Annotated in this window: 15 protein-coding genes; 12 read left to right on the top strand and 3 right to left on the bottom strand. The window is 44.6% G+C overall.

Annotated elements, in window-relative coordinates:
- Positions 1-40: 40 nt before the first annotated feature.
- Positions 41-1,651, bottom strand: coding sequence for a phospholipid carrier-dependent glycosyltransferase (locus H6F52_RS01555; protein WP_190531468.1), 1,611 nt, complete (start codon positions 1,649-1,651; stop codon positions 41-43).
- A gap of 90 nt (positions 1,652-1,741) precedes the next feature.
- Between H6F52_RS01555 and H6F52_RS01550 the strand changes: the two genes are divergently transcribed.
- The 8 genes from H6F52_RS01550 to H6F52_RS01515 all read left to right on the top strand — a co-directional run bounded on the left by H6F52_RS01550 (position 1,742) and on the right by H6F52_RS01515 (position 17,940).
- A complete protein-coding gene (locus H6F52_RS01550) occupies positions 1,742-3,196 on the top strand; it encodes an NCS2 family permease (RefSeq protein WP_347276176.1) in 1,455 nt (484 codons plus the stop codon).
- 334 nt (positions 3,197-3,530) lie between these two features.
- A complete protein-coding gene (locus H6F52_RS01545) occupies positions 3,531-9,545 on the top strand; it encodes a hybrid sensor histidine kinase/response regulator (RefSeq protein WP_190531466.1) in 6,015 nt (2,004 codons plus the stop codon).
- The gene (locus H6F52_RS01540) at positions 9,545-11,113 is read left to right on the top strand and encodes a response regulator (RefSeq protein ID WP_190531464.1); all 1,569 of its coding nucleotides are present in this window, start codon (positions 9,545-9,547) and stop codon (positions 11,111-11,113) included. The genes H6F52_RS01545 and H6F52_RS01540 overlap by 1 nt, the downstream gene beginning before the upstream one ends.
- Before the next feature lie 654 nt (positions 11,114-11,767).
- Positions 11,768-13,393, top strand: coding sequence for a glycosyltransferase family 39 protein (locus H6F52_RS01535; protein WP_190531462.1), 1,626 nt, complete (start codon positions 11,768-11,770; stop codon positions 13,391-13,393).
- Positions 13,394-13,892: 499 nt separating this feature from the next.
- The gene (hflX, locus tag H6F52_RS01530; RefSeq protein ID WP_190531460.1) at positions 13,893-15,593 is read left to right on the top strand and encodes a GTPase HflX; all 1,701 of its coding nucleotides are present in this window, start codon (positions 13,893-13,895) and stop codon (positions 15,591-15,593) included.
- Positions 15,594-15,793: 200 nt separating this feature from the next.
- A complete protein-coding gene (locus H6F52_RS01525; RefSeq protein WP_242033814.1) occupies positions 15,794-16,192 on the top strand; it encodes a hypothetical protein in 399 nt (132 codons plus the stop codon).
- Between the two features lie 190 nt (positions 16,193-16,382).
- Positions 16,383-16,928, top strand: coding sequence for an NUDIX hydrolase (locus tag H6F52_RS01520; protein ID WP_190531455.1), 546 nt, complete (start codon positions 16,383-16,385; stop codon positions 16,926-16,928).
- A 229-nt stretch (positions 16,929-17,157) separates the two neighbouring features.
- On the top strand, positions 17,158-17,940 hold the full coding sequence (locus H6F52_RS01515) for a DUF72 domain-containing protein (protein WP_190531453.1): 783 nt from the start codon (positions 17,158-17,160) through the stop codon (positions 17,938-17,940).
- Positions 17,941-18,043: 103 nt separating this feature from the next.
- On the opposite strand, the gene H6F52_RS01510 is transcribed toward H6F52_RS01515, so the two are convergent.
- On the bottom strand, positions 18,044-18,421 hold the full coding sequence (locus tag H6F52_RS01510; protein ID WP_190531451.1) for a hypothetical protein: 378 nt from the start codon (positions 18,419-18,421) through the stop codon (positions 18,044-18,046).
- Between H6F52_RS01510 and H6F52_RS01505 the strand changes: the two genes are divergently transcribed.
- A complete protein-coding gene (locus H6F52_RS01505; RefSeq protein WP_190531449.1) occupies positions 18,420-19,553 on the top strand; it encodes a hypothetical protein in 1,134 nt (377 codons plus the stop codon). The genes H6F52_RS01510 and H6F52_RS01505 overlap by 2 nt on opposite strands.
- Before the next feature lie 532 nt (positions 19,554-20,085).
- Here the strand turns inward: H6F52_RS01505 and rppA are convergent.
- Positions 20,086-20,793, bottom strand: coding sequence for a two-component system response regulator RppA (rppA, locus tag H6F52_RS01500; RefSeq protein WP_190531540.1), 708 nt, complete (start codon positions 20,791-20,793; stop codon positions 20,086-20,088).
- Between the two features lie 86 nt (positions 20,794-20,879).
- Here rppA and hisG point away from each other — a divergent pair, with 86 nt between their 5' ends.
- From hisG to H6F52_RS01485, 3 genes are read left to right on the top strand one after another with little or no spacing between them, the layout of a single operon-like run.
- A complete protein-coding gene (gene hisG, locus H6F52_RS01495; RefSeq protein WP_190414808.1) occupies positions 20,880-21,524 on the top strand; it encodes an ATP phosphoribosyltransferase in 645 nt (214 codons plus the stop codon).
- A gap of 14 nt (positions 21,525-21,538) precedes the next feature.
- Complete coding sequence (locus H6F52_RS01490; protein WP_190531446.1) at positions 21,539-21,772, top strand: hypothetical protein; 234 nt, start codon at positions 21,539-21,541, stop codon at positions 21,770-21,772.
- Positions 21,773-21,799: 27 nt separating this feature from the next.
- Entirely contained in the window at positions 21,800-23,674 is a 1,875-nt protein-coding gene (locus H6F52_RS01485; RefSeq protein WP_190531444.1) for an ABC transporter ATP-binding protein, read from the top strand.
- Positions 23,675-23,725 lie beyond the last annotated feature (51 nt).

Below are 23,725 nucleotides of genomic sequence, written 5' to 3'. Positions count from 1 at the left end.
TTCAAAACTCATCACTCAACCCTCAACCCGCAAAACTTTCCTAAATCCAATTCGGCACCCACTGGCGTAACCAAGGTGGCACAGACCGAACATTGAAGCGCGGTATCAAGATTTGATAATCCCTTGGAGATAAGGGCAAACCTAAATAGATTGGCATCCAGAACACAAAAGCTGCCAAAATCGCAAAAATTACTGTCAGCGCGATCGCTCTTAATTCACGCGCCGGACTTTGCAGCCACCTATCAACAATCCAGGCAAGCGCCAACCCCGCAAACACAGACGATCCCATGTAATGGTACAAAAACGTGCAGCGAGTTACCCGCACCCAAGGCAGCACATTCGCCAACCAGTTTAGAACTAAGTACAAGGCAATCCAAGTTGAAACGCTTGGAGTAAATTTCCACCCTTTCCCAGTCAAGAAGTATTGAGCTAGCAAAAACAGCAGCAGCAAAATTGCCGCCGTTGAAAGAATCCACAGCACTGGATTCCCCATCGCGTGGACATCGTAAATCACGTTACCCACCCCTTTCGGTAAAGGCGGAAGTGCGGGTACCGTCGTATTCGTATTTTGAGCCGTTTGGTAAAAGTACGCCACCGGGCGCAGCATCAACAGCCAGGTATACCATCTGGAGCAGTAAGGATGAATTTTCGGCCCATCACCCACTCGTTGATGGTATGCCAGAATTTGCCTTTGCACCTCCCAAAATCCAAATTCTGGGTTGAGTTGAATGTGAGGAATCCAAATAACGGCGTAAAAAAGGAATGGGATGATTGCTAAATTCACTAAAATGTGCAGTAAATTTAGCTGCGTCAGGTTTTGTAACGGGGTCAGAGTCAGGGCTGAGGAGCTAGGATTTAGGACTGAGGACTGAGGGCTGAGGACTGAGGAGTCAGGAGTCAGGACTGAGGAATCAGGAAAAAATCGCCTCTGCTCCTCCGCTCCTTGACTCCCAGGTTCTCCGGTTTTTTTGCTCGCTTTGTCGGATGCCTGTTGCACCCATTGCATCGCCCAGGCAAAACCCCACATAAAGTAGGCACCTAACAGAAACCACAAGCCATTCCACTTGATAGCCACGGACGCCCCGAAAAAAATACCGGCTAGCGCTAGCCAAAACCAGCGTCGCATCGCTTGATTCGCGAGACTTAATAAGAAAAACCACTGCCCCAGCAGTCCAAAAATAACCAGATAAACGTTATTCAGGGCATAGCGCGACTCTACCAGAAATAAACCATCGGCGGCAGCAAAGATAGCAGCGATTAACGCATAGCTGCGCCGATAAGTGAGTTGATAGGCGATTCCCCCCAGCACTAAGGGAATAAATGAGCCAGTCAGCGCATTTAGCCAACGGTAACTCCAAGGCGAATGTAGAGAACCCGTCAGCCCGTTCATCGTATCTTTCCCGAAGGGTAAGCGATCGCCTATCCACATCCCCACGGCAATGATGTACTTGCTCAAAGGCGGATGCCCATCAAAAAAGGGAGTCCGGGTTAAATAGTTGTTGGCAAACTTCGCATAGTAAACTTCATCAAACACTAAAGTATTAAATCGTTCCAGCCCCCAAAAACGCAGGGCAAGCGAAACCAAGAATACGCCAGCCATTCCAATCCAGAACCACCGTTGGCTGATAGAACGTTTGTTAAACAAGAACATAAAAACCTGCTCAAACGCTTCAAGGCATTTCCAAACTGTGTAGCATCATCCCAAAAATTTCTCAATAAAACTTTACTCTGAGTAGAGTGCGTGTCAGACAAAAAAATGAACAAGGATGAGTTGAGCCAGAGTGAAGTCGTTGCCAGTCAAGGATCTTCGCCCCCACCGACCGGGTGGCAGGGTGCGATCGCGCGATTTTTTAAATTTGAGGAATTCCACACCAACTTTCGCACCGAAGTGTTGGCAGGCGTGACCACGTTTATGACAATGGCATATATTCTGGCAGTCAATCCGGGAATTTTGTCAAATGCCATTTTTCTGGAAAAACCGCAAGATTTATTTGGGGAGTTGGCGATCGCAACCGCGATTTCCAGCGCAATTGCGACCTTGATGATGGGATTAACGGCTAATTATCCGTTTGCCTTGGCACCGGGAATGGGACTCAATGCCTTTTTTGCCTTTTCTGTCGTTTTGGCACTGAAAATTGATTGGCGAGTTGCCCTCAGCGCCGTTTTGATCGAGGGGCTAATTTTCATTGCTTTGACCCTATCAAGTATTCGCAGCCAAATTATCCGCGCCATTCCTGAATGCCTCAAACAAGCGACAGCGGCGGGAATTGGTTTATTTATCGCTTATATTGGCTTGGCTGGCGATCCGAAAACGGGGGGTGCGGGGATTATTGTGGCGAACCCCGTCACGAAAACCGCCTTGGGAAACTTGCAACAGCCGCAAACACTGGTAGCGATCGCGGGGATTCTCATCACCTTTGCTTTTGTCGCTCGCCGTGTCAAAGGAGCGCTATTATGGGGAATTCTCGCCACTGCCTTGTTGGGATGGATTCTTCGCATCGTACCCCCGCCCTCTGGAATTATCGCACTTCCCCAATGGCCTGGAGATTTGCTCGGTCAAGCTTTTCAGGGGTTAAGTCAGATTAACCAAACCAACATCTGGAATTTGCTCGCTGTCACCTTTGTTTTTCTGTTCATCGATCTCTTCGACACCATCGGCACCCTCGCCGGTGTCGGCATTCAGGCAGGCTACATTGATGAAAATGGCGAACTGCCCCGCGCGAGTGAAGCGCTGATGGCAGACGCCGTGGGAACCACGGTAGGGGCAATTCTGGGAACTTCCACCGTCACCACCTATATCGAGTCAGCCGCTGGCGTCTCGGAAGGAGGACGCACCGGGTTTACTGCCGTTGTTGTCGCCGCTTTATTTAGTTTGTCGATATTTTTTATCCCTTTGTTGGCAGCAATTCCCGCCTTTGCTACAGCACCCGCACTGCTCGTTGTTGGCGTCTTGATGGCAGGAAATGTCCGTCTAATTCGTTGGGACGATCCTGCCGAATCAATTCCCTCTTTTTTGACGATTCTCCTGATGCCTTTGACTTACTCAATTGCCGAAGGTTTATCAATTGGTTTTATGACTTATCCACTGGTAAAAACATTTCAAGGAAAAGCGCACGAAGTCAGTTTAGCTGTGTGGATTTTAGCTGGAGTATTTGTACTGAGATTTGTATTTATGGCGGTAAACTCTGCTACGTAAAGTAACGACTTAGAAGCGAGCAGAAACTCCATTTCTAAATCCTTTTGCCAAAAAATTGCTTTTTTAAACCACAAAGGCACTCAGACACCAAGATGAAGAACTTCGTGTTTCCTGAATGTCTAAGTAGCTTTGTGGCTAATCTTATCCAATCGCTTACGTCATCAATCCGGGTTGTGTGGAAATGCTAACTTCTATGTCTAAATATTGAGCTTTATTTAGGATTCGAGAATTTGTAGGGGGGTTTGGGAACGATAAATCGAGCGGCGAATTATCCTTATTCTTAGGGATTCCCATAAATTTATTCCCAGTTGATGTTACCCACACTCTTATAAAAATGATTCTTCCCCTTTCCGGTTACGAACTCGTTGAAGCCCTACATGAAGGCATCAATACCGTTATCTATCGTGCTTCCAGGCAGATGGATGAAACTTCAACGATCGTTAAAGCGATCAAAGCTGAGTATCCCACCTTAGAAGAGCTAACTCGGTTAAAACATGAATATAAAATTTTAGAAACTTTAGTAGACATAGAAGGAATTGTCAAGCCCCTAGCTTTAGAAAATTATCAGAATGGTCTAGCGCTTATCTTGTCAGATTTTGGGGCAATCTCGCTAAAAGATTATATTAGCGATCGCTCTTTAGACTTAAGCGAATTTTTAAACATAGCCATTCAGCTAGCATCCACACTTGCTCAACTGCATTTAGCCCAAATTATTCATAAAGATATTAAACCTCAAAATATCATCATTAATCCAGAGACAAAGCAAGTTAAAATAATCGACTTTAGCATTGCTTCTCGTCTAGAAAGAGAAAACCAAACCCTTGGCAACCCCGCCTTACTTGAAGGTACTCTCGCCTATATGTCACCGGAACAAACCGGGAGAATGAATCGGTCACTTGACTACCGCACCGACTTCTATTCTCTAGGTGTCACCTTTTATGAAATACTCACAGGTGAATTGCCTTTTAATGCTAGCGAGCCTCTGGAATTGGTACACAGCCATATCGCCAAAATGCCACTTCCACCTCATCAACTAAATACGGAAATTCCAGAGGCAATTTCCAATATTGTAATGAAATTGTTAGCTAAAAATGCTGAAGACCGCTATCAAAGTGCAGATGGCTTAAAGTTTGACCTAGAAATCTGTCTAATGAAGCTACAGACTACCGGAACGATTTCTGACTTTATTTCCGGCAGTGCTGACAAGGCAGGTCAACTACTGATTCCTCAAAAGCTTTATGGTCGTGAGGCGGAAGTTACTACCCTGTTAAATACCTTTGAGCGCGTCTCCGATGGTACTGGGGAAATGATGCTTGTTTCTGGTTATTCCGGCATTGGCAAAACTGTTTTAGTTAATGAAGTTCACAAACCCATTGTTCGACAACGGGGATATTTTATTACCGGAAAATTTGACCAGTTTAAGCGCAATATTCCTTATGCTTCCCTGATTCAAGCATTCCAATCCTTAATTCTGCAACTGCTAACTGAGGGCGAAGCAGAAATCCAAATTTGGAAAGAGAAACTCTTAGTTGCTTTAGGCGTTAACGGGCAAGTCATTACAGACGTGATTCCCGAAATCGAACTGATTATCGGCAAACAGCCGCACATTCCGGAACTTGGAGCAACTGAATCGCAAAACCGTTTCAGCCGAGTATTTAAACAATTTATTAGCGTATTTACAACTAAAGAACATCCACTAGTTGTTTTTCTAGATGACTTGCAGTGGGCGGATTCGGCATCGCTTAAATTAATTGAACTGCTGATGATCAATACTGATAGCCAGTATTTATTGCTAATTGGAGCGTATCGAGATAACGAAGTTTTTCCCACGCATCCGACATTTCAAACGATTGACAAGATAAGAGAAATGGGTACGACAGTGAATGATATTGTACTTCAACCTTTACAACTGCTGAATGTTGAAGAATTAATCGCCGATACTTTAAATGAATCGGTTCAAGCAAAACTGCTAGCGGAGTTACTTTTTAGCAAAACTCAGGGAAACCCTTTCTTCTTAACTCAACTTCTCAAAACACTTTACCAGGAAGATTTGCTGGTTTATAACTTGCACTTAGGAGAGTGGCAATGGAATCTTGAGCAAATTCAAGCGATTGGTATCACCGATTATAATGTCGTCGAGTTGATTGCTAGAAATATTCAGAAACTGTCGGATGAGACGCAGAAAGTATTAAAATTGGCAGCTTGTATTGGCAACACTTTTAATTTAGAAGTTTTGAGTGTTGTCAATGAAGAATCCTCCTTAGTTACTGCCACACAATTGTGGTCAGCACTTCAGGCAGGTTTAATTTTGCCCTTGAGCAATGAATACAAAATTCCCCTCGTATTTAGCCAGGAAGAATCGGGCGGTATTACCTTAACTGACCTCAAGGTTGACTACAAGTTTTTACATGACCGCGTACAGCAAGCCGCTTATTCTTTGATTCCTGATGAGCAGAAAAAACAGACTCATCTAACAATTGGTCAATTACTACTACAAAGCACGACGCCGGAAGAACAAAAAGAAAATATTTTTGCGCTGGTTAATCAACTTAATTACGGGACTGACTTACTCCATTCTGAGTCAGAAAAATACGAACTAGCTCAACTCAATCTTATCGCTGGTCAGAGAGCCAAAGCAGCAACCGCGAACGATTCCGCCGTCAAATATTTACAGGTGGGTTTATTTCTTCTGGCGAGAGATAGCTGGAACAGTCAATATGAACTGACATTAGCACTGCATGAGGAAGCAGCAGAGGCAGGTTTTCTGAGCGGTGATTTTGAAGGAATGCAGAGGTTAATTGAGAGCATACAAAACTGCGCCAAAACGCTGCTAGACAAAATTAAAGTATATGAAGTCCAGATTCAAGCTTATGTATCGCAGAACAAGCTACTAGAAGCAGTTAATACAGCATTAAAAGTTTTAAAGCTGTTAGGGGTGGAGTTTCCCGCTCAGCCCAATCCATCAGATATTGAGCAAGCATTGGCGGAAACTGCATCAATTTTGAACGGGAAGCGAATTGAGGATTTAATTGAGCTACCTCACATGAGCGACCCCTATAAACTAGCAGCCATAAAACTTATGTCAAGTATCTTTTCTCCTGTATATATTGCAACCCCAGAACTGTTGCCCTTGACATTGTGCAAACAAGTAGATTTATCAGTCCAATATGGCAATGCTTCCGTGTCTCCGTTTGCTTATGCCAATTATGGTCTTCTGCTTTGCGGAGTTGTCGGAGATATGGATTCAGGCTATCAGTTTGGTCAATTGGCTTTAAGTCTAATGTCCAAGTTAAATGCTCAAGAAATTAAAGCCAAGACAGTTGTCGTAGTAAATTCATTTATCCGACCTTGGAAAGAGCATCTGAGAGAAAGCTTAGAGCCTTTAGTGTCAGCTTACGTTAGCGGAATGGAGACGGGAGATTTAGAATATGCAAGCTATGGTCTAATGCAGTACTCCTATTTCGCTTACTTTAGGGGCAAAGAACTGGCTATCCTTGAAAGAGAGATGGCTACTTACAGAGATGCTGTTCATAAAATCAATCAAAAAACAGCACTTCACTATATAGAGACCTATTGGCAGGCCGTTTTAAATCTACTCGGAAAAAGTGAAAATCCTAGCCTTCTCAAGGGTGAAGCCTGCGATGAGCAGATCAGGTTGTTATTGCACGAGCAAGCAAATGACAAAGCGGGAGTTGCTTACATATATTGGAACAAACTTTTACTTAGTTACTGGTTTGAAAATTACTCAGAAGCAATTGAAAATATAGCCATAGCAGAGAAATATTTAGATGGATTGGTAGGATTGCCCCCTGTTCCTATTTTCCATTTTTACGATTCTTTAGTACGGCTAGCAGTGTATGTCGAACGCTCAAAGTCAGAGCAACAGGAAATCCTCGTTCGCGTACAAAGTAATCAAGAAAAAATGCAAAAATGGGCGCATCATGCCCCAATGAATCATCTGCACAAATTCTATTTAGTAGAGGGAGAACGGCATCAGGTTCTAGGAGAAAAAGTCGAGGCGATAGAGATGTACGACAAGGCTATTACCCTCGCCCAAGAAAACGAATATATCAACGAAGAAGCATTGGCTTACGAACTCGCAGCTAAATTCTATTTGTCATGGGGTAAAGAAAAGATTGCCCAAACCTACATGACCGATGCTTATTATGCCTATATGCGCTGGGGTGCTTTAGCTAAAGTCAAACATCTAGAAGAAAAATACCCCTCATTAATAGCGCGATCGCCTGTTGCCACCGAAACCCCTTTCGTTCATACGATGACCATTGCCTCGTTAACTACTACAGGCAATCAAACAGGGTTGCTAGACTTGGCAACTGTAATGAAAGCATCTGCCGCCATTTCTGGCGAAATTGTTCTGTCTAACTTGCTCAACAAGTTAATGAAGATTTTGATAGAAAATGCAGGCGCTGAAACTGGCTTGCTTATCCTATCAAAAGAGGGTCAACTGGTTATAGAAGCGGCAGGGGCTAAAGATGAAGTCCAAGTGCTGCAATCTGTACCAGTATCAACATCTGGGCAGTTGCCTGTCTCGGTACTTAATTACGTCTCCAGAACTCAGAAAGATGTCGTTTTAAACGATGCTATCCACGAGGAAATTTTTAACACCGACTCCTACATTACCGAACAAAAACCAAAATCCATTTTGTGTGCGCCTATTCTATCTCAAGGTAAGTTAAGTGCCATCCTGTACCTTGAAAACAACTTGATTGCTGGCGCTTTTACACCGAAGCGGGTAGAAGTGTTGCGGATGTTATCGGGACAGGCTGCGATCGCTCTAGAGAATGCACGACTCTATGCCCACTTAGAATCTGCCAACCAACAATTAGAAGAATACAGTCGTACTCTGGAAGCGAAAGTAGAAGAGCGAACCCTGGAGTTACAAGAAAAAAATGTCCATTTGCAAAAAGCCCAGGAAATTGCTCAATCAGCCAACCGTGCTAAGAGTGATTTTCTCGCAAATATGAGCCATGAATTGCGGACACCGCTCAATGGCATTTTAGGTTATGCCCAAATCCTCAAGCGAGACAAAAGTTTAACTGATTTACAAAAAGATGGTTTAGGTATTATTCACCAGTGCGGCGACCATCTGCTAAACCTGATTAATGACATTTTAGACCTTTCCAAAATTGAAGCCAGGAAAATGGAACTTCACCCAACAGATTTTCATTTTCCAGAGTTTCTAGAAGGCATTGCCGAAATCTGTAACATCCGTGCCGAACAAAAAGGCATTTCTTTAATTTACGAGCAGATTACTCAACTTCCCACAGGTGTTAGGGCTGACGAGAAACGATTGCGGCAAGCTTTGCTAAACTTACTCGGCAATGCTGTCAAATTTACTGAAACTGGAGGCGTGGCTTTTAAAGTCGGCTATTACAAAGGCAAAATCCGGTTCCATGTGGAAGATTCAGGAATTGGCATGGCACCAGAGCAATTAGAAGAGATATTTTTGCCGTTTCAGCAGGTGGGAGAAAACCATCGCAAATCTGAGGGAACCGGATTAGGATTGGCAATTACCCGCCAATTAGTTCAGATGATGGGTGGCGAAATTCAAGTCCAAAGTATTTTAGGAAAAGGCAGTATTTTCTTCTTTGATTTAGATTTGCCTGAAGTTTTTCAATATGCTGAAGGTGTCAAACAAGATCAAAAAAATATCGTAGGATTTAAAGGCTATAAGCGGAAAATCCTCGTAGCAGACGATAAGCGAGAAAATCGCTCAATTTTGCTCAAGCTGCTATTGCCTTTAGGGTTTGAAATTTTGGAAGCGATAGATGGCAAAGACTGCCTGAAGAAAGCGGCTGAATTTAATCCCGATTGCATCTTAATGGACTTGATGATGCCTGAAATGAATGGCTTTGAAACGACTCGGCGTATTAGGCGATCGCCCGAACTAAAAGATGTGATAGTGATTGGAACTTCTGCCAGCGTTTTTGATTTCGATCAGAACAAAAGTAAGGAAGCAGGCTGCAATGATTTTTTACCCAAGCCAATCCGAATACCAGAGCTTTTAGAAAAGTTACGACTTCACTTAGGGCTGGAGTGGGTTTATGAAGAAAACGAAAATCAACTAGAAAAAGACAATAAAGAAGAAAATTATCAGCCCAAAAACCGAAGCAATCAGCATTCATTAGCTACTCCATCAGCAGAGGAAATTGCAGCTTTATTTGATTTAGCAATGAAGGGCGATCTCAAAGGCATTGTAGAGCGAAGCGATCAACTAGAAAAATTAGATATTAAATATGCACCTTTTTCAGGCGAATTGCGTCAATTAGCTAAAAGCTTTCAAGTTAAAAAGATCCGCGAATTTTTAAGGACTGTAGGAAAAAATTAATGAATCCTTCAAATATTGAAAATGGGGTAATTTTAATCGTTGATGACAACCCTACAAATTTAGGAGTGTTGTTCGATTTTTTAGTAAATTCGGGCTTTCAAGTATTGGTAGCGCAGGATGGCGAGGATGCAATTGCTCAGGTTGATTATTCCCCGCCCGATCTGATTTTATTGGATGTACTCATGCCCGGTATAGATGGGTTTGAAACTTGTCAGCAATTGAAAGCGAAGGAATCAACGAAAGACATCCCCGTAATTTTTATGACGGCGCTTTCTGAGACTGTGGATAAAATCCGGGGATTGAATCTTGGGGCGGTTGATTACATTACTAAGCCGCTTCAACATGAAGAAGTTTTATCCCGAGTCAAAATCCATTTAAGCTTGCGAAATCTGACTAAAAGATTGCAAAAACAAAATGTGCATCTGGAACAGGAGATTGAAGAGCGAACTAAGGCAGAGAAAGCACTTTTAAAACTTACATCTGAGTTAGAAGGGCGGGTAAAAGAAAGGACGGCTGAACTTTTCCTATCCAATCAGCTGTTGACCCAATCAAATCAGCATCTGCAACAGGAGATCCAAGAGCGCATCTCTACTGAAGCAGCCTTGCAAGAATCAGAAGCACGCTATCGAGAACAAGCGCATCAGCTTAAACTTTCCTTCCGCCAACTTCAAGAAACTCAAAGCCAACTGGTTCATAGTGAAAAAATGTCTAGTTTGGGGCAACTGGTAGCGGGTGTCGCCCATGAAATTAACAATCCCGTTAACTTCATCTATGGGAATCTTACTCACGCCCATCACTATAGCCAAGATTTGCTCGACCTCTTGAGCCTCTATATGAAGTACACTCCTGCACCGCCACCTGAAATTAAGGAACACGCTGAGGCAATAGATTTAGAATTTTTAATTGAAGACCTGCCCAAATTGCTGAGTTCGATGAAAGTTGGATCTGACCGCATCCGCGAGATTATTTTGTCGTTGCGGATTTTTTCCCGCATGGATGAAACCCAAATGAAGCCTGTGGATATTCATGCTGGGCTAGATAGCACGCTGCTGATTTTGCATAGTCGGTTCAAAGATAGCGCTAACCATCCAGGTATTCAACTTGTCAAAGAATATGGCAATCTGCCTCTGGTGGAGTGTTATGCAGGTCAACTCAACCAGGTGTTTATGAATCTACTGGCGAATGCAATTGACGCTTTGGAGGAGTATGACAAAAAGCGATCGCCTGAGGAGATTTTCTTTTGCCGCAGTACGATTCGGATTCGCACCGAAGTAACTGACAATGAGTTTGTGACAATTTGGATTGGGGATACTGGCCCCGGTATAGCAGAGGAAGTACGCGATCGCCTATTCGATCCCTTCTTTACGACGAAAGCAGAGGGTAGAGGTACGGGTTTGGGATTATCGATTAGCTACCAAATTGTAGTCAACAAACATGGTGGTCAGATGACGTGTATTTCAGCACCAGGACAGGGGGCGGAGTTCATGATTAAAATTCCGGTTCGGTCGTGCCCTCCAGAATTAGGTTGCCAATGCGCCATTTTGGAAGAAAGCGGAAATTCGGTCTAATATCAGAACCCGTCAGGTGTCAACTTAAGATTGGCTTAGCGGTTGAAACCACCGCGATACAGACAAAACCTGCCTTCTCCGGTTCAAAACTTATGATTCCATGAGTCCCCGCAAGCCGGACTTAGTTTATTTAGCCGTGGCTTCCAGTCGCTAGGGCTTCAGTAAAACTAGCAGTATCTTCAATTAAACACTATCAAACTTCCACTTTTTCAGCGCTAAACCGTAATATTACTGAGATTTAATAAAAGATGGATTGGCGTACATACTGCTAAATCCCTTATCTGCCTGTAGCTTAGACAACACTTCACCAAATCTTTGTTATTTGCTAGGAAAAGATGAATTTTCTGTAAAGATTCTGTAAAGACTCTCTGGAGAGTCAGTATTTCCCCTAGGGATTGCTTAGGATATAGCGGAAGCACTCCTAAGAAGCTGAGTATTTTTACTTAATTTTTGGCTTATATCTACAAAACGAGCAAGAAACTGATTTCCACAAGTTACGTGTTTTTACGAGAACCTTAAATTTTCATCTACAAAATTAGATGGCTTGTGATTCTGAAAAGCGTGCAGAGGCTAATCAAAAGAACATAGAGCTTTTTGAAACTGGGTTTAAGTACTTGATATTTGTGGATTGGAAGAGGATATAGGAAAATCTATATGCCAAAAACTGGGACTCAGGCTAAAACTAATACTAAACTAAATAGCCGAGGTTCCCACTCCTGGGAACTTCCTCCAACTTGGCTACGATTTTTAGTCATCAGCGTACTGGTTTTGGGCATATTTTTTCGATTTGCAAATCTGGATCGAAAAGTTTATCAACACGATGAAGCTTTTACCTCAATGCGGATTTCTGGTTATTCCAAACCAGAAGTACAACAACAACTTTTTGATGGTCGTGTAATCAGTGTTGAAGATTTACAAAAGTATCAGCGTCCCAATTCAGAAAAAGACTTAATTGATACCATGCAGGTGCTGGCGCAATACCCAGAACATCCGCCGCTATATTACGTGATGGCACGATTTTGGGTGCAGTGTTTTGGTAGCTCGGTAGCAGTGACAAGAAGTTTGGGTGCCCTAATTAGTTTACTAGCATTTCCTGGCATTTATTGGCTGTGCAGAGAATTATTTGAGTCATCGTTGACGGGATGGATAGCGATCGCTATCATCGCTATTTCACCTTTACACTTACTGTACGCGCAGGAAGCGCGGCAGTATAGCTTGTGGACGGCAATTGTCTTGCTATCGAGTGCAGCACTACTACGAGCTATCCGGGTTAAAACTAAGCTAAGTTGGGCGATCTATGCAGTTACTGCGGCATTGGGACTCTATTCAAACTTATTTTTTGGGCTGACTTTAATCGGTCATGGGATTTATGTCATCTTAACTAAAGCCTATCGAGAAAATAGAACAGTTATTGCTTATTTACTGGCATCGATAGCAGCATTTCTAACTTTCGTACCCTGGGTTTGGGTGGTTTTGAGTAGCGATCGCATCATTGACAGAGTGGCATCAGCTCCAAAACCACCCAATTTATTTACTTTAGTTAAATGGTGGACTCGGAATCTCAGCAACATTTTCTTAGATGTAGATTCTAGCGGTTACTGGTTCGATCCGATTGGTTATGACGATCCTTTTTCTATTCCTCTTAGTTTAATCTTAGTTGGTTATTCGATTTATTTTCTCTATCGCCATACCCCAGCGAAAGTTTGGCTATTTATTTTTACTTTTACTGGGATGGCGGTTATCCCCCTCATGCTACGAGACTTAATGACTGGGGGATTTTTATCTACAGCACCGCGATATTTGATCCCATCTTATTTAGGAATCCAGATAGCTGTTGCTTACCTCCTGGCTAGTAAAATTACTTGGAGTTTTAATTCCATCCGGCAACAAAAACTGTGGCAGTTTGTGATAGTTGTTCTACTTTCGTGCGGAGTTTTGTCCTGTGCAATCAGCTTTCCAGCAGACGTATGGTGGAACAAGTTTATGGACACTTATAATCCTCAAGTGGCTCGCATCGTTAACCAAGCTTCTCACCCACTTGTGATTAGCGATACTAAGATTCCGGGAAGTGTATTATCTCTCAGCCGCCTACTCAGCCCGAAAGTACAGCTACAGTTGGTGAGCCAACCAAAAACATTTCTAGCTGCTGATGGTTTCAGCGAGATATTTTTATTCGATTCCTCAGATACTTTACGAAACCAACTTGAGAAAACACAGGGTTACAACTTAAAAATAGCTTTCAAAGGCTACAAGTTTGAACTTTGGGAAGCAAAAAAATAGCGGAGGCAATCCTGTTTTATGCCTAAACAAGAATTTGTGAATAATTGGTAATTGGGGATTAGGATAAAACTCAATAATCTATTCCTTATTCAGTAAACGGACGAACTAAATTATTTATAGCCTGAAGAAAGTGTTTGTCGTTCTACCTCAAACCCTTGTCAATGTTGCATTTTTTACCTCAAGAGCGCCGACAAGATAACTAGCGATCGCAATCTCCAACGCCGCTATCCTCATGCTCAAACTTTAAGCGATGGCTCTGATCCTAGATACTGTGAATCAGTCGCAAAATCAGTCGCACACCTGCTACCGGAATCTGGCAGCAACTGGGTTGGGCGTTCGCGCTTAAAGGCTGATACGTCTAGGGTTGTCCACCCATCTCCCATTTTTGCCGATCGCCGCTTCTTAACCTCTACTTAGTCCAAAAGGGAGATTAAGTCAAAAAGGAAGATTAGTAAATATTGAAGCAAAGGATTCAATACGCTAGTTTTTAGGGCGTCTTATGCAAACTATTTACGGAAATCTTCAAGGATTACAATCGAGCCATATCAAGCAACTACAGCGGCTTTACGAACAGCGCCAACCAAGCGATCGCCTGACGACTCCGGAATTCGCTCAAGCGCTAGCCGAAATTAGTACGTCCATTCATCACCCTGTATGCTGTTACATCAATCGACGTGGACACCCAATCCGAATCGCCGTCGGTACTCCCAGCCAAACGCAAATTCCGCCCCAAGAGTTGCCCCGGCATAAGGGCGAACACTTGAGTGGAATTCGCTGTCTTGCCACTCAACTCAAATCCGATCCACCAGATACAGCGGCACTCAGGGCAATGGCACAGCAGCGCCTAGACGCCTTAGCAGTGTTAGTTCCAAAGGGCGATGGAGCGCGACGAAATGGTGAAGCCGCAGGCGATGTCAAGGAAGCTTATCTTGCTCACCTGGTTCCCGAAGCAGAAAAGCCCTGGGTTATTTCTCGTCCCCTTAGCTTAGATGACCTGACAGAGCAAGGCTTTGACGACTTAGTAGATGAATGGGAGAGTGAGTTCTCCGAGTCAGGCTTTGAAACATCGCAATTCCACGAGAATAACTCAAAAGGCGATCGCGTTCTGCTGGTTGGGTTGATGACAGAAGACGTCTCTCCGCAGCGGTTTCAAGATGGCCTGGAGGAACTCGTTCGCTTGGTTGAAAGTGCCGGAGGACAGGTATTAGAGACAATGCAACAAAAGCGATCGCGTCCTCATCCTCAAACGGTCGTCGGTCATGGAAAAGTTGAAGAAATTGCCCAACGCGCTCATCAACTGGGAGCCAATATCATTGTCTTTGACCGAGATATCTCTCCCTCTCAAGCTCGTAACCTAGAAACCGAGATCGGTATCCCTGTCGTAGACCGGACTGAAGTAATTCTCGATATCTTCGCTCAACGCGCTCAATCCCAAGCGGGTAAATTGCAAGTGGAATTGGCGCAACTGGAATATATGCTGCCTCGGCTGAGGGGTCGGGGTCGGGAAATGTCCAGACTAGGAGCCGGGATTGGTACGAGAGGACCGGGTGAAACCAAGCTAGAAACAGAGCGGCGAACCATTCAGCGCCGAATTGCCCAACTCCAGCAGGAAGTCAACCAATTACAAGCGCATCGCTCCCGGATTAGACAACAACGGCAAGAGCAAGAAATTCCCTCGATTGCCGTGGTTGGTTATACCAACGCTGGGAAGTCCACCCTGCTGAACGTGTTAACCCACGCCGAAGTTTATACGGCAGATCAACTATTTGCCACCCTCGACCCCACAACTCGAAAGCTAGTCATTACAAACCCCGAAACCCAAGAGCGGCGGACGATTCTTCTGACAGACACGGTCGGGTTTATTCACGAACTCCCGCCACCGCTCATGGATGCCTTCCGAGCCACCCTGGAGGAAGTAACGGAGGCGAATGCCATGCTTCATGTCGTCGATCTATCCCATCCCGCTTGGGAAAGCCACATCCAGTCGGTCATGGAAGTGCTTGAAGAAATGCCTGCCCTTCCAGGTAAAGCTTTGATTGCCTTTAACAAGGTCGATCAAGTAGATAGCGAAACGCTAGCCTTCGCTCAACAACAGTATCCCGAAGCTGTGTTTATTTCAGCTACTCAACGCTTAGGTTTAGAGACCCTACGCCAGCGGATGGTGCAACTGGTTGATGAAGCAGTTTCACAACCGCACTAATAAAAATGTGACAAGAAGCCAGTAATTACGGTGTCTATTTTTGGCAATGTCCCCCGCTTAAAAAGGGGTTATAAGCATTTTCCCCCTTTTTAAGGGGGATTCGGGGTTCCCTCTGGGGAGAGGGGGATCGAGTGTATAGGATACCCAGTTAAGTCAAGAACCAGCAAGCTAAGCAAACAAGAATTCACACACTATTTGCAATGATGAACAATCCAATAACGTGGAAGTACGTATTTCCAACCAAAGCTATCATTAACTGGGTCGAATCTGTAGCTTTGTTGTTATCTGACCAATGGATTCGCCAAATGCTAGGTCAAGAACCGCTCACCAATCCTGAATATTTACATCTGTTTGGCGCATTGGTATTTACAATCGGGATTGGTTATTGGTGGGTTGGTAAGGATATCTCTCGCAATCACGACCTTATAAGATTTGGAATTTGCGCCCAAGTTTCTGTCTTTATCGTTTTGGCTTATCACACCTTAATCGGTGGTCTTCACCCATTTTATTTAGTTCCGGGTGTCATTGACCTTACCTTTGCGATTCTCTTTAGTTTATTTCTCTCCTCTTATGAGCGGATTAAACCAGCTTTAGAGTAATTAGAGTCGAGTATATGTAACTTAGAACCCCACCCCTACCCGTTCACGGGGAAGGAGAAATCTTACCTTCCTATGTCAACGGGAAATTATAGCAGTCATAAATAATTCCTGAACGCAAGATACCCGACTTCTCCAAGAAGTCGGGTATCTGAATCTCACATCTGACAACTCAAATAGGAGAGAACGCAACATGACCCAAAAACATGGCCCTTGGACAATCCAAGAAACGAATCGAAAGTACCAAAATTCATTTATCAATGTTCGTGAAGACCAAGTTCTCCAACCTGATGGACAACCGGGTACGTATGCTACCGTCACGATGAAATCTGGCGTTGCTATTTTGCCAATCGATAGCGATCGCGTAGTCTATCTTACCCGGCAATTTCGTTATGCGCTTGGCAAAGAAAGCATTGAAGTTGTCGCTGGTGGTGTTGAGGAGGATGAACCGCACCTGGAATCTGCACAACGAGAAATTGAAGAGGAATTGGGAGTTAAAGCTTCGGAATGGCTCGATCTCGGAGTTTTTGACTTAGATACATCAATTGTCTACTGTCCGGTACGTCTATTTCTAGCAAAGCAATTAACATTCACCCAATCCCATCAAGAAGGAACGGAAACGATAGAAACAGTTCGGATTCCCTTAAATGAAGCGGTGCAAATGGTGATGGATAGCGTAATCACACACGCGCCAAGCTGTGTGCTGATTCTGAAAGCGAATAAGGTACTTGGCGAATAATAGGCGATCGCGCTGACACTGGCTAAACATATCACCACAAACTTTGGAACTTATGAATAAGTCTCACGGTTGGGACGCACTCAAACTAAGCTAATGGCAAATGTGGCTGGCAAATGTGACTCGCAATAGTGGCTATGACTTTGGTTGCGACTTCCTTTTCAAGCACTTTTAGTCACTCGGGCTTGGTGATTTGCAAGAGATAATGATTTAGTTCAAATGGAACAACTGAATGAGTGAAGAACAAGAGCAGGAATCTCAACCTTTTACGGCAGCTCCGCTGCTGCAAATTGGTACTAGCGGTTGGGTTTATAAGCACTGGATGAACATTTTCTATCCAGCGCAGATGCCTGGAAACCAACAACTCCCATTTTATGCACAGCACTTTCCGACTGTAGAAGTTAACTTTTCTTTTTATCGTCTGCCAGAGCGGTCTGTATTTGAAACGTGGCGAGAGCAAACACCTGAAGGGTTTATTTTTGCTGTGAAAGGTAGCCGCTACCTTACCCACATGAAAAAGTTAAAAGATCCGGCTGAGCCGCTATCTCGCTTGATGGAACGAGCGGGGGGTTTGCAAGAAAAATTAGGCCCAATTCTGTTCCAATTTCCTCATACCTGGCCCCTGAATATCGAGCGACTTCAGCCATTTTTAGAATTGCTTTCTTCTTATCCAGAACAACGTTATACATTTGAATTTCGACACCAAAGTTGGCTAATTCCACAGGTGTACGAACTATTAGAGCGTGCGGGTGCAGCCCTTTGTTTGCCAGTCAGTCCCACGGTTCCGCTAGATATTCGTTTGACTGCGCCCTGTACTTATATCCGGATGCACAGCGGGCAATGGGGCGTTGGCTACAGCGATGAAGAATTGTCTACCTGGGCTTCCCATATCCGCTCATTTCTTCAACAAAAGATTGACGTGTACGTGTATTTCAACAACGACCCAGATGGTCATGCTATCCACGATGCTGAACGCCTGAAAGCATTACTGTCCATGAATTGCTCAACCTTTTAGCAAATATACCTGGCGATTGAAAATCGCGGCTACACAAACAAAGTCCGCCTTCGCGGACTATTGAAACCCGCATAGGCGGGTTTAGTCTGTGTAGATGCGAATTCTATTCGCCCTTTTTACTGGCTGTGTCGTGGGAATACTGAGAAAGGATGCGATCGCTCGTTTTCTGTGATGCAGGGAAATTGTTAGCGCTGGCTGTGTCGTGGGAATACTGAGAAAGGATGCGATCGCTCGTTTTCTGTGATGCAGGGAAATTGTTAGCGCTGGCTGTGTCGTGGGAATACTGAGAAAGAATGCGATCGCTCGTTTTCTGTGATGCAGCTAAATTGTTAGCGCTAGCTGTGTCGTGGGAATACTGAGAAAGAATGCGATCGCTCGTTTTCTGTGATGCAGCTAAATTGTTAGCGCTAGCTGTGTCGTGGGAATACTGAGAAAGAATGCGATCGCGCTGCTTAAGTTTTAGCAACCAGGAGAAAATCATGAGTTTAACAGTTACAGCAACATTTATGCTTGCTGATTGGATCGCTAAGGGACTTGCAGATGGAACCTTTGAACGGGCTGGGGGTGTGGTTAGAGAAGTAGGAACAGGGCGAATCGTTACTTTTTTACGGGAGTTTGGCTCAACCGCTGCTCAATTGCCGCAGCAATTGCAAATGGCTAAAGGAGTTTTGATGATAGGTTCTGCTGCTAGTCTGCTTAACCTGGGTGTATCAGTGATCGGATTTGCTGTAATAAACCAGCGCCTCAACGAATTAGAAAAACGCCTAAAAAATGCAGAAGAACTATTGAAGAAGATTGACCGCAAAATTGATCTTGGATACTACGCTAACTTTCGTGCCGCACTGGATTTGGCAGTTAGTGCTTTTACAATGTCCAAAGTTGAAAACCGTGAACGTGCTGCCTTTGCTGCTATCGATCGCCTTTTAGCAGCTCAACATCATTACACAGCTTATACTGACAGCGAACTAGAACAAGGTAGCCAGATCGCTGATGAATATCTTTTGACGTTATCTTTAGCTTATATTGCTGAAGCACGTTGCCATCTAGAGTTAGGAGAACCCGATATAGCCCTTAATCGCTTCCAAGAAGGCGCGAAGGTTGTTCGTTCTCGTATTCATAAATATGTTGAGCTTCTACTTACTTCTAACCCAGCCGCCTATTTACAGCCTCAGTTTAAAGGTCAGATAGATTTGCGGCGGCTAACCCGGATTTACCAATGGATTGACCCAGCTTTGGATGAAAATGCTGTGTTTGAGCTTCAACGTGAGAATTTACTCAAGATGGCACAAGATCCTGATAAATGGGCTGAATCGTTACCAGCAGCAATTCTAAGTCGCGTTGAGGTTGCAGGAGGTTGGTTTGGACCAAATGCAGGAGATTTGAAACGGGAGGCTGATAAACGTCTTCCCGAAGTGCTAGAAGTCATAGAATCTATGGTGGAAACCAATCGCCGTTTTGAAGCGTATCAGGCAGAAATACAAGCGATCGCACAATTGGGAATTACCTTCCATGACTGGCTGAAATTAACTCCCTCCATAGACTCTAAACCCGACGGTGCAGAATTAATGTACATCATTCCATCCCAGCCGTTAGAGTTGCAATTCTCTGTTTAAAGTGGTTTCTCTTCCAGAAAAGAATAGCCAGCAAATATTGCCTGACAATCTCTTCCCAAGCACAGGCGATATGCTGATCATTAAAATTTAAAAGTAAAAAAAGCTAATCCGTGATTATTGCGCGTAACTAATAAGAAGATAAATGTCAAGATAGCACCAGAAAAAATAGCCCATAAAACATATCGATTTTTTCGATTCAACCAACTAAAGAAGAATACTAAAAGGAGAAAAAGAATAGTAGTAGCAATTCTTTGTAAGTTTCTTAAATCCCAAGCTATCAAGGGGTCTTCCAAATCTCCAAGCATCATAATAAAATAGCTCCTTGTAATTTAGGCTTATTCTAAGCAATATCAATAGACAGCTCAACAGCTAAACACATAGTTTTGTGTAGACGATACCAAGCGATCGCTACTGTTAGGGAAGCGGACGTAGAGAATCCTGGTGGAATGCTGCGGATGATAGTTGAGAGACATCAGCGGTTTGCCTTTTGAATATCGCCACTGAAAGTTAGAAAGCAAGTCAGAAAGCCGCCTTAGCCGCCATCTCCAAAGCGATAGCCTTTGCCATAGACAGTATGAATCAAAGTTGTCTCTCCAGATGCCTCAATTTTGCGGCGCAAAAGGCGAATCAAAGCGGCTAAAACGTTACTGCTGGGTTGTTCGTCTGGGTTCCACAAATGTTGATGAATTTGGGTGTGAGTGAGCAACTGCCCCGCGTGACGCATAAAATATTCCAGCAGCTGAGTTTCTTTCTCCGATAACTCAATGGTGCGTCCGTGACGATAAGCTAGCTGGTTTTCACAATCTAGTTCTAAATCTCCAATCTGAAGTAAGTGAGGATGGTAGTGCGCTTCTATCGTCGCGCTAGCAGGCGCATCAGTCGCGGAACGACGCAGCAAGGCGCGGACTCGTGCGAGTAACTCTCGCAATTCAAACGGCTTCACTAGGTAGTCATCCGCACCGGCGTCCAAACCCAGCACGCGGTCGTCTAGGGTATCTTTGGCAGTGAGAAAGAGGACGGGTGTAGCATCTTTGCGCGATCGCATCTGCTGACAAATTTCCAACCCGCTGATCTGCGGCAGCATCCAATCCAAAATCAGCAAGTCATAGCCTCCTTGCAGCGCCATCTGGTTGCCAGACGCCCCATCATAAGCCAACTCAACGCTGTAGCCTTCACGACTTAGCACGCGACTCAGCGGTTCAGTCAGCTCAACTTCATCATCCACCAAGAGAATTCGCATCACAAAAGTTATGAATTATGAGGTATGAGTTATGAGTTACCTTGTGACATCCAGAACTCAATACTTAACACTCAGAACTCTATTCTATGCTTACCGTTGCATTGCCCAAAGGCGCACTCTTATCTGATAGCATTCGTCTACTGCAAAGTGTCGGACTCGACTTTAGCGCCTTTAAAGATTCTGGCAACCGCCAACTGCAAATACAAGACCCCACCGGCACCGCCCAAGCCCTACTGGTAAGGGCGCAAGATGTCCCAGTTTATGTGGAATATGGGCAAGCACATTTAGGAATAGTCGGTTACGATGTTCTGCGGGAGAAAAACCCCCAGGTTGCTCATCTAGCTGACCTCCGATTTGGTTCTTGTCGGCTGTCAGTGGCGGTAAAGTCTTCTAGCCTTTATCGGTCAGTCTTACAACTGCCGCCCCACGGTCGAGTCGCGTCTAAGTTTGTTCACTGTGCCTACGAATACTTTGAAAGCTTAGATTTACCCGTAGAAATTGTGCCTTTGTCTGGTTCCGTAGAACTAGGGCCGATTACCGGGATGTCCGAGGCGATTGTGGATTTAGTTTCCACAGGTCGCACCCTGAGCGAAAATGGCTTGATCGAGATTGATACACTATTTGAAAGTACAGCGCGGTTAATTGCCCACCCTCGGAGTTATCGCCTGAATACGGGCGATATCCATCAATGGGTCGAAGATATCAGAAGCGCTGTTCTAATTAATTGCTAGCGCAAGGCGATCAAATGGACGAAACAATTAGGATTTGCTCGGTTGATAAAAATGCTTGGAGTTCAATTGTGCAAGGTTTTGACCCGAATATTCTCCAAGATGTGCTAGAAGTATATGGCGCTGATGGCGAGAAAGTCGGAACTCTGTGCGAATCGGTAGATGGCAAATCCTACATCAATGGGCAACCTGAAACAGCTTACCTATCTCTACAGGCAGCTGCTACAGCACTGGTGAAAGGGGAACAATGAAATAAGTAGAAAGAAGATAGTGGCAGCATGACTCAATCCCCGCCTCTGACGGAAACTAGAGAGCGATCGCGCGTTCGTGAAAGCGACTGGCGACTCTTCCTGCGCTTAGTCCCCTACGCGCGGAAAAGCAGTCGTCTGCTGATAATTTCCATCCTGTTGTTGGTGCCGCTGTCAGTCGCCGGGGCAATTCAACCGATCATCGTGGGGCAAGCAATTTCGCTGATTCGCGGGGAAGAAGTCTGGTCTTTTCTTCAAGGTAAAGGCTTGTTGGAAGGAATCAATCTTCTCGCCGTTTTACTGCTGCTAACGATGATCGTTCGCATGGTGTTCACCGCTGCCCAAGGTTACACCGTGCAGAAGGTGGGGCAGCAAATTACCGCCGAGATTCGCACTGACTTATTTCATCACGTCACGTCCTTAGCGGTGCGATTTTTTGACCGCACCCCTGTAGGACGATTGATTACCCGCCTCACCAGCGATGTCGAAGCACTAGGGGATGTCTTTTCCACAGGTGCCATTGGCATTGTCAGCGATCTGGTATCGATTTTAGCGATCGCTGTCACCATGTTTTTGCTGCAATGGCAGTTGGCATTGATGCTGACACTGATGTTGGTACCAGTCACGGCTTTGATTATTTACTTCCAACAGCAGTATCGCAAAGCCAATTACAAAGCCAGAGAAGAACTGTCTGCACTCAACTCAACGCTGCAAGAAAACATCGTTGGGGTGAACGTCGTGCAGCTATTCCGGCGAGAGAAATTCAACTCAGAACTGTTTCGGGTGACGAATCAGCGGTACATCGAGGAAGTGGATAAAACCATTTTTCACGACTCAGCCGTATCAGCCACCTTGGAGTGGATTGCACTGGTAGCGATCGCGGGCGTACTCTGGTTAGGTGGACAAATGATTATGGGCAAAGCCCTCAGTTTTGGCACCCTCTCTGCCTTTATCCTGTATGCCCAGCGTCTCTTCGATCCCTTGCGACAATTTGCTGAAAAATTCACCTCCCTGCAATCTGGTTTCACCGCCGTCGAACGCATCACCGATATTCTCAACGAACCAATTGAAATCCGCGATCCTGAAGGGACACAAAAACAGCTTATAGACAGGGGAATTATCCCGTCTGTAGCAGAGGAACCCAGGAGAATTTCCCATTCCCCATCCCCAACCGCCAAAGGTGAAATTCGCTTTGAAAATGTCTCCTTTGCCTATAAAAATGATGAATACGTCCTCAAAGACCTAAACTTCACCATCCATCCCGGCGAAAAAGTCGCTCTCGTTGGCCCCACAGGTGCCGGTAAAAGTTCGATTATTCGTCTGCTGTGTCGCCTTTACGAAACCACCGAAGGTCGCATTTTCCTCGATGGTGTCAATGTCCGGGACTTACCCCAAAGAGAACTGCGGGAACACCTAGGCGTCATCCTTCAAGATGGCTTTCTGTTTGCCGGTGACGTGAAGAGCAACATTACTCTAGGAGATACTTACTCCTTTGAAGAAATTCGACAAGCCGCCGAAAAAACCAATGTTGCCAGTTTTATCGAACAACTGCCTCAAGGCTACGATACCCAACTTAGAGAACGAGGCACTAATATCTCCAGCGGACAAAAGCAACTCTTAGCATTTGCCCGTGCCGCTATCCGCAATCCCCGTATTTTAGTGCTAGATGAAGCAACAGCCAGTCTAGACGTAGGTACAGAAGCCTTAATTCAAGATGCCCTCGACAAATTGCTGGAGGGACGCACCGCTATTATTATCGCGCACCGTCTCTCAACCATCCGCAATGTAGACCGGATTTTGGTGCTGAAACGAGGGCAACTGGTAGAGTCGGGCAGCCACGATCAATTGTTGCGCCAAGGCGGACTCTACGCCAGTTTGTATCAGTTGCAAATGTTAGGCACTTAAGCAGACAAAAGTAAAAAGGCAAAAGAAAGATTCTTGTCTCTTTCTTTTGCC

The organism is Coleofasciculus sp. FACHB-542 (assembly GCF_014695825.1).
GTDB lineage: Bacteria > Cyanobacteriota > Cyanobacteriia > Cyanobacteriales > FACHB-T130 > FACHB-T130.
The sequence above is the reverse complement of the archived record's forward strand: the minus strand, read 5'-3'. Positions and strand labels throughout refer to the sequence as shown.